The sequence below is a fragment of the Streptomyces californicus genome (assembly GCF_000717645.1).
Lineage (GTDB): Bacteria > Actinomycetota > Actinomycetes > Streptomycetales > Streptomycetaceae > Streptomyces > Streptomyces californicus.
Genome location: NZ_JNZZ01000016.1, coordinates 123,276 through 135,526, shown reverse-complemented (window position 1 = coordinate 135,526; position 12,251 = coordinate 123,276). Strand labels below are relative to the sequence as shown.

Sequence of the window (12,251 nt, the reverse complement as noted above, 5' to 3'; positions counted from 1 at the left end):
TCCGGCCCGAGGCGTTCCTGCGGGGCTCCGAACCCGAACTCCTACGCGACCCAGCAGTAGACGCTCTGGTCCTGGCGCCGGGCGCTACCGGCGAGAGCGGCCACATCGCCCACGATCCCCTCGGCGATCCCGGTTTCGACGGCCTCGCCGTCCTCCGCACGCAGCCGGGCCCACGAGGCGGCGACGTCACGCAACCTGGTGGGCCCCGCGTCCGCGAGTGCGGTGGTCAGGCGAGGCGAGAGCGCGAAGACGACGCACCCGTCGCTGTCCTGACCGGCGACGATGCGGGGCTCACCGGTTTTTACGAGCTCCTCGAAGCTGCCGCCGGCCAGGAGGCACTCCCACTCGACCACGGCTTCCTCGGGATCGAAGTTGCCGAGGGACAGCGACTCGAAGGCCCGCCCCGGCCCGGTCGCGAGGGCCAGGCCCGCTGCCGTGGCGTCCGGCGCCACGAAGAACTTCACGATCATGCTCACGCGACCATCATCCCCCCTGGCCTCCGCGCCCGATCCGGTTCGTGAGGTCGGGAGGCCCCTCACCTCGCGGGCCTCCGGCGGCGACGTCCCCGGGCCGGGCGAGTGGATCAGCCGGCCGTGAGGACCCGCCAGTCGCGTGAGCCGATGTCGGCGGGTGTGCCGTCGAGGATCCTGGCGGTGCGTGTCGCGGGTTCGAGGGCGATGGTCGCGAGGCTGGCCCACCGCTGGCCGAGCGGCTTGTCCGGGTCGGGCAGGCAGGTCACCGGCGGCTCGTCCTCCCCGGTCACGAGACAGGCCGCGAGGTCGTCGACCGTGGCCGGCGGCTGCCGGGACGCCAGCCGCGCACGCACGAAGTCGTAGCGCTGACCCGAATCCGGCTGGTAGAGCCAGGTCTTCTCGCCTTCGCCGGGCACCGGAGTCAGGAAGTGGTTGGTACGCAGGAGCGTGCCGTGCTCCGGGCGCGTCTCGAAGACGCCGACGGGGCTCATGTCGAGGAGAACGGCGTCGGTCTCGTCGAACAGCGCGAACGAGCCGGACGAGGCGAGGGGCGCGCCGCGGACGATCTCGACGGCCTCGGCGACGCACCCCGCTTCTTCGAGGACGATGGCGGCGAGCACGTGCATGGGGATGCCCCCGATGCCGTCGCGGACGTGTCCGAGGATGTTGAAGTGCAGGGCGAGACCGGCGCTGTTGACGCCCATCTTGCCGAGGATGCCGTTCTCGGTCAGGCCGACGAAGTCATGGGCGCCACCGCGCGACTCCAGCGTGTGCCACAGAGCGCTCAGTTCGACGTGCCAGTCCCACGTCTGGACGCCGAACGTGCGCGGCGCACCCTCGCAGCCGGGGCCGTGGCGCACGATCGTGGTGCATTCGCCCGGGGGCACGGCGGCGCTGCGAGCCAGGATCTCCGTACGGGCGTTCAGGGCGGCGACCCGCCACTGCTCGACGCCGGCTCCGCGGGCGATGCCCTCGATCTCGGCGTGGGCCGCGGGGCGGAAGGCCCCGATCGTGTCGAGGGCGCGCTCGGCGTCCTGTCGAACCTGGGCGGTGCTGATGCCGCCGAGCGCGAAGAGCCGGTCGTACACCTCGATCGCGGCGGGGATGCCGTCACGGAGTCGCTCGCCCCGGGTGACACCGCGGTCGTGCGGGTCGGTGGCGGCGGCCTCGACGTGCGGGCGGTGTTCGGGGCGGGGGATGAGCGTCGGGGTCACAGGTTTCCTTCCGCGCAGTTCGTGTGGAGCCGTACCGCGCCGCCGACCACCGTCGCGAGGACGGCGTTGTCGGGCTGTGCGTCGGGGGCGAGGCCGAGAGGGTTCGTGGCGAACACGGTGAGATCGGCGAGACGGCCCGGTGCGATCTTCCCGAGTTCGTCCGACGCGCCGGCGGCGTAGGCGGCCGCCGCTGTCATGCCGAGGTACGCCTCGCGGGCGGAGATCGCCTGCCCCGGCTGTACGGGGGCCGTCTCCGGTTCCTCGACCGGACGCCGCAGCTGGCAGTCGGCGAGGCCGGTGCGCGGGTCGCCGGGGCCGATGGGCCAGTCGGAGCCGAGTGCCACGACGGCGCCGTGGTCCAGCAGGTCGCGGGTGCGCCAGCCGTGGGCGACGCGGTCGGGCCCGATGCGCCGCGACCAGTTGTCCGTGGCGTCGGCGCGCGTGTGCCGGGTTCCGTGCACGGGCTGGAGACTCGCCACGACGTCGAGTTCGGCGAACCGCCCCAGCAGGTCGTCGGGGATGGACTCGATGTGCTCGATGCGGTGCGGGGCGCCGCCGGCCGGGCCGACCTCCTCGATGACGTCGAGCGCGAACCGGACGGCCTGATCGCCGATGGCGTGGGTCGCGGTCGGTATGCCGCGGTCGGTGAAGAACCGCACGGCGGCCCGGTAGGCGTCGAGGTCGCGCCACAGGGGCTCGCGGTTCTCGCCGTGAATGTCCGGCCGGTCGAACCACGCGGTGCCGTTGTCGGCCGTGCCGTCGAGCATGAACTTCGCGCCTTCGACGTGCCAGAGCCGCCCGCGGCGGTCCTGGAGGTCGGCGATCTCCTGCCACACCTCGGGAGCCGAGTCGGCCGGCACCAGGGGCGAGCAGCGGATGCGCAGGGGCAGTTCGCCGTGCTCCTCGATGTGCCGGTACACGGCCTCGGACGGGTCGGTGAAGTCGAGCGCGTGCAGACCGGTCAGCCCGCTGCTCGCGAGCCCGTCGAGCTCATGGAGTACGTATCCGGCGGCGGTGGCCACGGGCACGTCGGGGTAGTGGTCGAACACCAGGTCCATCGCTTGGAGCTCGACCACGAATCCGGTCGGGCGCCCGTCCGGTCCGACCGCGACCGACGAGGCGTCGGTGAACGTCTCGCGGCCGGTCAGCCCGATGAGCTCGATCACACGGGGACTCACGACGAGCGCATGCGCGTCACGCGTCATCAGCGAGATCGGCCGCCCGGGGAACCGCTCCGCGAACACGGCACCGGCCGGCTCGCCGTCGAAGACGTTGACGTCGAGGTCGAAGCCGGTGATCCACACGTCGTCCGGCTGCCGGTCCGCGGCGTCGGCCAGGAGCGTGAACACCTGGTCGAGCGTGGCGGTGCCGGAGAGGTCCACGCCCCTGCCGATCTCGATCGATCCCCATACGGGGTGGGCGTGGACGTCGATGAGGCCGGGCAGGACCGTGGCGCCCTCGAAGGTGTGGACGATCGTTCCGGGACCGCGCAGTGGTTCGAGGTCCGAGGCGGTGCCGACCGCGGTGATGCGGCCGTCGGTGACGGCGACCGCGTTCGCCGCAGTCCCGGCGGCGTCCTCGGACAGCGTCTCTATGTGACCGGCCAGCACGATGGTGTCGGCGTACACGGGGCTTCCCTTCTGGTCGTGCTGCGTGGGGGTGGCGGGGCGCCCCCGGGCCGGCGGGCCCGGGGGCCGGGGTGTGTCCGGCGGGCCGGGTCAGGAGCCGCCGGACACACCCGAGGGGCGTACGTCGGTGCCGGAGAAGGCTCCACCGCGGCGGGGGACGGTCCGCAGGATCCGGGACGACGCCCAGTAGACGGCGGCGGCGACGCCCATGCCGGACGGGATCGCCAGGTCGAAGTCGCCCATGACCTTCGCGATCGGGCCGATCCAGAAGCTGGTGTTCACCCACATCAGGGACGTGAGACCGCCCGTGACCAGCGCGAGGATGCCGGACCAGTGGACACCGCGGTGGTACCAGAACGGCCCGCCGCGCTCCTGCTCGAGCAGGTCCGCCCCGTTGTAGCGGTTGCGCCGCATGACGAGGTCGGTGACGGCCACCGCCATGGCCGGGCCGGTCACGACGACCACGAGCTGAAGCATGGTGTTGACGCTCGTCAGGAAGTCCCAGACGAGGATCGCGTACAGCGTCATGGCCGTGCCGAGGACGCCGATGGTCAACACCGCCGGGATGCGCGCGAGGCGGACCCCGACCGATTGGATGGACAGGCTGGCGCTGTAGGCCGTCATGCCGTTGTTGGCCATGGTGTTGACGACGACCGCGATGACGAAGACGGGGACGAACCACCCCGGCAGGATGCTCTCCAGCGCGGCTTGCGGGTCGGTCATGTCGAGGCTGGTGGCCGCGAGCGCGCCGACGCTGGTGAAGACGACGCTCGGCAGGTACGCGCCCAGGGCCGTCCAGCCGGCGATGGCGACCGGACTGCTGCCGCGGGGCAGGTAGCGGGCCAGATCGGGGCTGTTGCTGTACGAGAGCGGTGTGGAGGCGACGATCGTGAAGCCGATGCCGAGCGCGACGGCGAGCCCGGTGCCCTTGAGCGGCTCCGCCGGGGTGTAGGACCAGTCGGCCTCGGCGAGCACGTATCCCGTCACGACCAGGAACACCAGGGCCAGCAGGATGCTGAGCGCGGCGTACAGACGGACGATCGTGGCGTACCCGTAGATCGCGATCAGCAGGGTCGCCCCCGCGATGAGGCAGATGACGGTCGCATCGACGGCAGGGGTGTCCGGCAGACCCATCCGGACCGCCAGACCGATGCCGGCGACCGAGGCGGCCGACCAGTTCAGGGCGAGGTAGGCGGCGGCGATCAGCCAGCCGGTCAGGACGAGTACCGCCTTGTTGCCCAGGACCCCGTGGAACGCACGTGAGATGACCGACCCGCTCGTGCCGGCGACCGGACCGCTCGCCGCGATGGTCCCGGTGAAGATCCACAGCAGGTTCCCGGCGAGGATCACCCCGACCGCCTGCGGGAGCGAGAGCCCCGTGAGGACCAGCGTGGCCCCGACCGCGAAGCTCAGGTAGCTGACGTTCGGCGCCGCCCACACGGCGAAGAGCTGGCGAGGGTGGCCTGTGCGGTCGCTGTCGGGGACCAGGTCGATCCCTCGGGTCTCCGGATGCCCCGCACGCTCGGAAACGTGCCCGTCGAGATCTCCCGCGGAGGTGGTGGGGTGTGTCGTCATCGAGACCTCTCGGTATACCGGCGACGCTGCCGCTATTGGGCGAACGACCAACAGGTTATTGGTCACCGATCCAATATCCTTTGGCCCATGACGTCAAGAGCTCAGTCGAAGCGAGTGCGGATGCTGCCCGAGGAGCGCCGCGCGGAGATCGTGCAGACGGCCGCCCGCATCGCGTTGGAGGAGGGACTGGAGCTGGTCACGCTGCGCCGTGTCGCCGACACACTGGGCGTGCGACCCGGTCTCATCAGCCACTACTTCCCGGTCGCGGACGCTCTCGTGAGCGAGGCGTTCACCTTCGCCACGACGAAGGAACGCGAGTCGCTCCTGCCGTCGGACGAGGAGGGGCTCTCCTCCCTCGACCGGCTCGCGCGCTTCCTCGTGCGCCTGGCGGACGAGGACTACCTCGACCTCAGCCGGCTGTGGCTCAACGCACGGCACCTCAGCAGATTCAAGGACACGCTGCGCCAGGCCGTGAGCACGCAGGAGTCGGTGACGCGCACCGCGTTCGTCACCCTCGTCGCCGACGGCGTCCGGGCCGGAGAGTTCACGACCGACGACGCGCTCAGGACGGCCCTGCACATCCTCATCACCGTCGACGGGCTGGGATCGTACGCGAACGCCGATGTGTCGCAGGAGGGCCTGGACATCCGCGACGCGGCGATAGAGACGGCCGAGACCCGACTCGGCCTGGCCCCCGGCACGCTCCGTGCCCTCGCCCGGTCGGCCGACCCGGCGGCAGCCACCCCTCGGTGACGCGTGGTGCCGCCGGGCCCGCGGTGCGGCGGCACGGCCTCGGCGCGCCGAGGGGGCGGTCGTGGGCAGGACGCGAGAGGGGAGCGAGCGTCGGTCGGTGGAGGGGGCGGGACCGTCCGGTGAGCCCCTTTCATCCTGAACAGCCGCAGGTCGACAGAGTGTGGACGATGGCGCTGACGCGTCGGGTGGTGCGTCTGGCCCGGCGGAGCGTCGCCAGGACCTCAGCTGCGCGACTGCACGTTCGCCGGGTGCTCTGAAGTGGGCGTGCTCGCGGTTGAACTGCTGGTAGCGAGCGGGTTGTTCGCGGTGGCGGTAGCACGGGCCGCCGGTCCGAGCCGTTCGCCGGTCGGGATCATCCGCCGAGCGTGGTCGGGCCGAGGCCGGACGGCAGTTGGCGCACCGCGACCGCCACGGCCTCCTGCGCCGTGGCGAATCGGCCGAGGTCCTGGCTGATGAAGCCCCTGCCCACTCCGTACGTGCCGTCGCCGTTGGCGCTCAGGCATGGTCCGACGACGGTCAGGATCGGGCGGGTGGTGGTCGAGAAGCGCAGTGCCCAGTGACTTGTGAACGGGTAGAGGACGCGCAGCGTCGGCTCGGCGTGCGCGGCCTCGACCAGCTCCTGGTACGTCTCCCGCCAGGCGTACTCCAGTTCGGCTGCCTCCTGGCGCTTGCCCTGCCATTCGGATTCCGTCAAGCGCGCGGGATCGTTGTCGGGCACCTCGAACCGGCCGGTCAGGTGAACGAAGGGCGCCGCCTGTCGGATGGCGTCCAGGGGCGCCCCGTCGTGCCACGCTCGGGCGGCCCTCGCGACCTCCGCCAGGTCGTCCGTCCTGCCGTCGATGAGGGCCAGGCTCTGGAACGGCTCCTCGCCGCGGATCGACCACCCCCGTTCGTGCGACCAGGCGTTGATCGCCAGCGGCTCGCGGTGCGGCAGGGTGCTCGCGACGGCCGCGTGGCGCAGCGGAGCGAAGTCCGGGGACGTAACGGGGACGGCGCCGAGGCAGCCGTCCGCCTCGGCCCGGAGCGCTGTGGCGAGGCTGCCGCAGGCCGCGACGTCGGGGTACAGGACGGAGGGATCGGGAGGGGCGGGCATGGTCCCTGATTGTGCCCGAGTCGCCGATCCCCAGGGCGGGCGGATGGCGCGCGAGCGGCCTGGGCGGCTCCATTCAAGGTGCGGAAGCACCCGGTCAAGGCCGTGCAGGAACCGCCCGGTGCCGGCTGAGGTGCTCCAGAGGCCAACTGAGCCGGTCAGGGTCGCCCGGGGCGGGCCCGGGGGTGAGCCGGGTGAACTGCTCGGTGCGGATGATCTCGGCGCGTTCCGGTTCCGGCAGGCGTGCGAGCAGACCGGGCAGGGGCCGCTCGCGGGCGGCTTCGCTGCGGTGGGCGAGGATCGCCTCCATTTTCGTCGCGGCCCACGGGGAGACGTCGACGGTGGTGGTCACGTACGTGTCCGGCACCGTGAGGAGGGTCTTGCCGACGCTCCGCAGGAGCGGGCCGAGCCGGCCCACACCGGACGGCGAGTGCGTGGCCGCGTACAGGGCCGCCGGCTGCCAGGGCTCACCGGCTTCGGGATACAGGTGCGGCAGGGCGGCGGCCTCGACGGCGAGGAGGGTGACCTGGTGGGCGCGCCGGTGGTCGGGGTGCCCGGTGAGCTGGCCCAAGGCGTCGTGACCGATGACGATGTCCGGCAGGAGGGCGCGGATGTGTGCGACCAGGCGGCCGACGGCTTCGTCCAGGGGCGCGTCGACGAGACGTACGGCGCCCTCGGGGGCCGAGGCGGGGTTGCGGGCATCGGCGTAGCCGAGCAGGCGCGGGGCGCCGGCGCCCAGGACGGCCAGGGCGTCGGCGAGTTCGGGGGCTCGGTGGCTCGCTCGGGTCCAGGTGGCGGTGACGACGCAGGTGCGGGCGCCGGCGGCGTGGTGCCGGGCGAGCACGCCACCGGCCAGCAGGCTTTCGTCGTCGGGATGGGCGAACACCCCCATCAACGAGGGCAACGACGGTTGGCTCATGGTGAACGGGGCTCCTCAGGCTGGGCTGACGGGACGCGGAGGGCAGAGGCCGTCCCGGGTCGGCGGTGCGCGTCGCGGCCGCCGATGTTCTCGGGGCGGCACACGGTGACCGCACCGGCCGGGACCGTCGCGGGACCGCGACCGGTGCCCGACCGCCACCACCCGCACGTCGACGCCGCTCCGGGCACGGAGGGCCGCACCGGCAGCCGCTTCCCCGGCAGGGCGATCGTTCCCCATGGAGAATCGAGTGCGCCGCGTTCCGCCGGAGAGACGAACACCGCCTGCCCTGCGGTCTGTTCCGCCATCGGACCCGCTCCTCCACCAGGACATCGGCCACAGGAGGCTCAACGGGGCGGGGGAGCGCCACGTCGCGCCCCGGTCGGGGGACACCAGCCGGCAGTTGACCTTGTCCAGGAGTGGGGCCTCGTGCCGTGCGTGCGGCACGTGTCCTTCATGGTCGAGCACGGTGGCGCTACACGTGACGCGGCCGGGAAGCGCCGCCGGGGACGTTGTCCGTGAGGGGGCGGCGAGTGTCTCCAGCAGCGGTTTCAGGACGCGGGGCGCTCGCCGGGGTGACGGCCGAGGCGGACGGTGACGAGTCCATGGATGTGCGCTCGGGGCGGCGGCAGGGGCTGTGCCCTTTCCAGGGGTGGGCGGAGATCCGGACGGGCGGGACTGCCGTGCGGCTCCCGGCCCGGCGCCGATGACCGGTGTGTCGGTGGTGCGAGGGCTGGGGACGGGGGAGCGGCCTGGTCCACGGGGCCGGGCCTCATGCCGTCTCCCCGGCCTCGGCACGGTAGCCGTCGGCCTGGAGCGTGAACATGGCGGCGTACTCGCCACCGAGGTTCATCAGCTCCTGGTGGGTGCCGCTCTCGATGACGCGGCCGCCGTCGAAGACGAAGACGCGGTCGCAGGAGACGACGCTCGCCAGGCGGTGCGAGATCAGCACGGTGATCTGATCCGAGCGGGGGTTGTCCCGCAGGACCGCCTCGTACACGGCGTGCTCGGCGCGGGGGTCCATGCTGGCGGTCGGCTCGTCCAGCAGCAGGACGGGGGCGTTCTTGTACAGGCCGCGGGCGACGGCGATCTTCGCCCACTGGCCGGCGGACAGCTCGTGGCCGCCGCGGAACCGCTTGGACAACAGCGCCTCCCAGCCGCCGGGCAGGGCGGCGATGACCTGTTCGGCGCCGGAGGCCCGTGCGGCCTCCAGCGCCCGTCGCGGGTCCGCCTCGGTGAGGGTGCCCCGGGAGACCGTCAGGTTGGCCAGCGCGCTGAACGGGAAGCGCACCGGGTCCTGGAGCACGCAACCCACCCGGGCCTGCAGCGACTCGGCGTCCAGGTCCAGGACGTTCACACCGTCCCAGGTGACCGTGCCGCCTTCCTGGGGCTCGTACAGCCCGGCCAGGAGCCGGGCGCAGGTGGACTTGCCGCTGCCGTTGACCCCGACGAACGCGACCGTCTGTCCGGCGTGCAGCGTCATGGAGATGCCGTTGAGCGCCGGGGTGTCCTTGCCCGGGTAGGTGAAGGTCACGTCGTCCAACGTGATGGTCCGCACCGTCCCGGGGGCGGGCAGGCCGCTGCGGCGCGGCTGGAGCGCACGGCAGCGTTCCTGGAAGGCCAGGAGGTCGTCCACCCACATGGCGTGCTCGTAGACCAGGTGGGAGACGTCGACCAGCCGGGTCAGCGAGGTCTGGGCGGCCTGAATGGCCAGCACCGCGCCCGCGCCGGCGGCCAGCGGCAGCCAGCCCGCGATCAGCATGGCGCCGAGCGCCGTGTAGGTGGTGCCGGTGCCGATCCCGCCGACCGCCCGGCCCGCCAGCGACAGCTTCGCCGAGCTCACGCCGAGCCGGGTGTCCTCCTCGGCGATCCGTGTCGTCAGCCGGTGGTGCTCCTCCAGCAGCGCGCCCTGGGCGGTGTCCGAGCGGAGTTCGGCGGCGGCGTCCCTCTCCAGCAGCAGCCAGGAGAAGACCCGCACCCTGCGCTGCAGCGCGTTCCACCGCTTGAAGGAGTGGAAGCGCGCCCGGGCGCTGCGGACGGCCGCCGCGCCGACCGGCAGCACGGACAGCAGGAGCAGCGGCAGCAGCGCGGGGTGGAGGACGCCCAGGACACCCGCGGTGCCCACCAGTCCGAGGAGGGCCGCGGCCAGGGAGACGACCTGGCTGACGATCTGCCTCGCGTAGAACAGTCCGCGGTCGTTGGCGCGGTACGCCTCGTCGTGCCAGTCCGCGTCGTCGACGATCTCCAGCCGCACGTGGGCGGTCAGCGTGAGGAACTCCGTCTCCAGCGCGGCACGGATCTTCGGTGTCACGCGGGCCTGCGCGACGGCGACGCCCGCCTCCAGGAGCGCCCGGGCGGCCAGGAAGCCGACGACGACCAGGAGTTGGGGGACGGCCGCGCGCACCCGGTCCGGCGTGGGCCCCTCGGCGAAGAGTTCCCGCAGGACCGCCACCGAGGCCATCAGCCCGAACGCCGTCATCGCGGCCGACGCGAGCTGCAGGAGCACGACCGCGAGCGTCGCGGGCCGGTCGGTGTTCCAGGCCAGCCGGCCGATCCGGCGCACGATGCGGGGCAGGCGTGCGAGGAGCTGCCGCACCGTCGCCTTGGCGGCGGCGCCGTCGTAGACGGACCAGTACGCTTCCTCCAGGCCGTCGGTGATGTCGCCGTCGTGCTGCGGCCCGCCCGGCACGACGGCGGACGGCAGCGGAAGTCGCGCACCGCGCGGCCCCGGCAGCGAAGCCGGCGGGAGACCGTCCGCATCGCCGAGGCCGCTCATGAACTCCACCCCGCGTCCCGTCGTGCGGGGCGGCGCGTGCGGAGGTCGAACCGCCGATCCCCGCAGGTCGGGGTGGCGGGCGAAGACCGCCGCCGCTGTTCGAATCCGGGGCGACGCGCGGGGGCCGACTCCCTGTTCATGATGTCCTCCGTCTGGGCGGCCGGTTGGTACTGGTGCTCCAAGAACGCGCCGGATCCGGGGCCGTAACGGCTCAGTACGGGTGAATATCTCGAACATCGATGCGGTTGGGGCGGGTGGGGCAAGGGCCGCTTGGCCGGGCGTCCTTCAATCCACACGTTCGAGTGGTCGGCGGTGTTCGGAACCCCGGCAGGGCGCTGTGGGAGGAACCGGGGCGGGACCGCGCGGCCGGCCTGCCCCCGCGGGTCACGGCCGGCCGCGCGTGCCGCCGGGCCTCTACTCCGTGCCGGAGTCCCGCAGGTCCACGATCCGCCGGATCTTGCCCACCGAGCGCTCCAGCGACTCCGGGTCCACGATCTCGACGCTCACCGACACCCCGATGCCGTCCTTCACCGCCGCCACGATGGACCGGGCGGCCCGCTCCCGTTCGTCGGTCGTCGCGTCCGCCCGCGCCTCCGCGAACACCGTCAGCGCGTCGAGCCGTCCGTGCCGGGTCAGCCGCAGCTGGAAGTGCGGGGCGACGGCGGGCGTACGGAGCACGATCTCCTCGATCTGGGTGGGGAAGAGGTTGACCCCGCGCAGGATCACCATGTCGTCGCTGCGGCCGGTGACCTTCTCCATCCGGCGGAACGTCCGCGCCGTCCCCGGCAGCAACCGCGTCAGATCCCGGGTGCGGTAGCGGATCACCGGCATCGCCTCCTTGGTCAGCGACGTGAGGACCAGCTCCCCCTCCTCGCCGTCCGGCAGCACCTCACCGGTGAAGGGGTCCACCACCTCCGGGTAGAAGTGGTCCTCCCAGATGTGCGGTCCGTCCTTCGTCTCCACGCACTCCTGTGCCACCCCCGGGCCCATCACCTCCGAGAGCCCGTAGATGTCCACCGCGTCGATGGCGAACCGGTCCTCGATCTCCCGGCGCATCCCCTCGGTCCACGGCTCAGCGCCGAAGATCCCGACCTTCAGGGACGTCGAACGCGGATCGACCCCCTCCCGCTCGAACTCGTCCAGGAGCGTCAGCATGTACGACGGCGTGATCATGATGATCTCGGGCCGGAAGTCCTGGATCAGGCGGACCTGGCGCGCGGTCATGCCCCCGGAGGCCGGGATCACCGTGCAGCCGAGCCGCTCCGCCCCGTAGTGCGCGCCGAGCCCGCCGGTGAACAGCCCGTAGCCGTACGCCACGTGGACCTTGTGTCCGGGACGCCCGCCCGCCGCCCGGATCGACCGGGCCACCAGGTCCGCCCAGGTGTCCAGGTCCCGTTCGGTGTACCCGACGACCGTCGGGCGCCCGGTCGTGCCGCTGGAGGCGTGGATCCTGCGCACCTCCCGCTCCGGCACGGCGAACATCCCGAAGGGGTAGTTGTCCCGCAGATCCGCCTTCACGGTGAACGGGAACCGGGCCAGATCCGCGAGCGAGGCGCAGTCCTCGGGTCGCACCCCGGCCCGGTCGAAGGCCGCCCGGTAGAAGGGGACACGGGTGTACGCGTGGTGCAGCGTGGACAGCAGCCGCTCCCGTTGCAGGGCTTCCAGCTCGCCCCGGCCCAGCCTTTCCGCCGCGTCCAGCATGTCCGTCATCGAGACCCTTCCTTCCAGCGCGGGAGACAGACGGGACGGCCCGCAGGCCGCCCGGGGCGACCGATCATTCGGTCGACCGCCCGGAAGCAGTAATTCAGGCGGCCCGGGGGGCTGGC

General features: G+C 72.5%; 9 protein-coding genes and 1 pseudogene. 1 reads left to right on the top strand and 9 read right to left on the bottom strand.

What is annotated here, in order from left to right:
- Window positions 1-41: 41 nt before the first annotated feature.
- The 4 genes from IF19_RS0121060 to IF19_RS0121045 form a co-directional block, all read right to left on the bottom strand.
- Window positions 42-470: a hypothetical protein gene (locus tag IF19_RS0121060; RefSeq protein ID WP_418952721.1), complete on the bottom strand. Its 429-nt coding sequence runs from the start codon at window positions 468-470 to the stop codon at window positions 42-44.
- Between the two features lie 113 nt (window positions 471-583).
- Window positions 584-1,687, bottom strand: a complete 1,104-nt coding sequence (locus tag IF19_RS0121055; RefSeq protein ID WP_030276705.1) for a C45 family autoproteolytic acyltransferase/hydrolase — start codon at window positions 1,685-1,687, stop codon at window positions 584-586.
- Complete coding sequence (locus IF19_RS0121050; RefSeq protein WP_030116940.1) at window positions 1,684-3,315, bottom strand: amidohydrolase; 1,632 nt, start codon at window positions 3,313-3,315, stop codon at window positions 1,684-1,686. Before IF19_RS0121050 ends, IF19_RS0121055 begins: the two co-directional genes overlap by 4 nt.
- Window positions 3,316-3,405: 90 nt before the next feature.
- Window positions 3,406-4,890, bottom strand: coding sequence for a purine-cytosine permease family protein (locus tag IF19_RS0121045; protein WP_050493850.1), 1,485 nt, complete (start codon window positions 4,888-4,890; stop codon window positions 3,406-3,408).
- A gap of 87 nt (window positions 4,891-4,977) precedes the next feature.
- On the opposite strand from IF19_RS0121045, the gene IF19_RS0121040 reads away from it, so the two are divergent.
- Window positions 4,978-5,643 carry a TetR/AcrR family transcriptional regulator gene (locus tag IF19_RS0121040; protein ID WP_030276698.1) on the top strand — a complete coding sequence of 222 codons (666 nt, stop codon included), beginning with the start codon at window positions 4,978-4,980 and terminating at the stop codon, window positions 5,641-5,643.
- 130 nt (window positions 5,644-5,773) lie between these two features.
- Here the strand turns inward: IF19_RS0121040 and IF19_RS1000000138370 are convergent.
- The 5 genes and pseudogenes from IF19_RS1000000138370 to paaK all read right to left on the bottom strand — a co-directional run.
- A pseudogene (locus IF19_RS1000000138370) lies at window positions 5,774-5,982 on the bottom strand (IS5/IS1182 family transposase); the annotation flags it as partial.
- A 13-nt stretch (window positions 5,983-5,995) separates the two neighbouring features.
- Entirely contained in the window at window positions 5,996-6,736 is a 741-nt protein-coding gene (locus tag IF19_RS0121035) for a DUF6193 family natural product biosynthesis protein (RefSeq protein ID WP_030276696.1), read from the bottom strand.
- A 94-nt stretch (window positions 6,737-6,830) separates the two neighbouring features.
- Entirely contained in the window at window positions 6,831-7,652 is an 822-nt protein-coding gene (locus IF19_RS0121030; RefSeq protein ID WP_030116944.1) for a PIG-L deacetylase family protein, read from the bottom strand.
- Window positions 7,653-8,421: 769 nt separating this feature from the next.
- A complete protein-coding gene (locus tag IF19_RS0121020; protein ID WP_030116945.1) occupies window positions 8,422-10,425 on the bottom strand; it encodes an ABC transporter ATP-binding protein in 2,004 nt (667 codons plus the stop codon).
- 414 nt (window positions 10,426-10,839) lie between these two features.
- Window positions 10,840-12,135: a phenylacetate--CoA ligase PaaK gene (paaK, locus tag IF19_RS0121015; protein WP_030116946.1), complete on the bottom strand. Its 1,296-nt coding sequence runs from the start codon at window positions 12,133-12,135 to the stop codon at window positions 10,840-10,842.
- Between the last annotated feature and the right edge of the window lie 116 nt (window positions 12,136-12,251).

Excerpts from the sequence above, each read along its gene's own strand:
- IF19_RS0121060 (WP_418952721.1), bottom strand. The coding sequence starts at position 470 with ATGATCGTGAAGTTCTTCGTGGCGCCGGACGCCACGGCAGCGGGCCTG.
- IF19_RS0121045 (WP_050493850.1), bottom strand. The coding sequence starts at position 4,890 with ATGACGACACACCCCACCACCTCCGCGGGAGATCTCGACGGGCACGTT.
- IF19_RS0121040 (WP_030276698.1), top strand. The coding sequence starts at position 4,978 with ATGACGTCAAGAGCTCAGTCGAAGCGAGTGCGGATGCTGCCCGAGGAG.
- IF19_RS0121035 (WP_030276696.1), bottom strand. The coding sequence starts at position 6,736 with ATGCCCGCCCCTCCCGATCCCTCCGTCCTGTACCCCGACGTCGCGGCC.
- IF19_RS0121030 (WP_030116944.1), bottom strand. The coding sequence starts at position 7,652 with ATGAGCCAACCGTCGTTGCCCTCGTTGATGGGGGTGTTCGCCCATCCC.
- IF19_RS0121020 (WP_030116945.1), bottom strand. The coding sequence starts at position 10,425 with ATGAGCGGCCTCGGCGATGCGGACGGTCTCCCGCCGGCTTCGCTGCCG.
- paaK (WP_030116946.1), bottom strand. The coding sequence starts at position 12,135 with ATGACGGACATGCTGGACGCGGCGGAAAGGCTGGGCCGGGGCGAGCTG.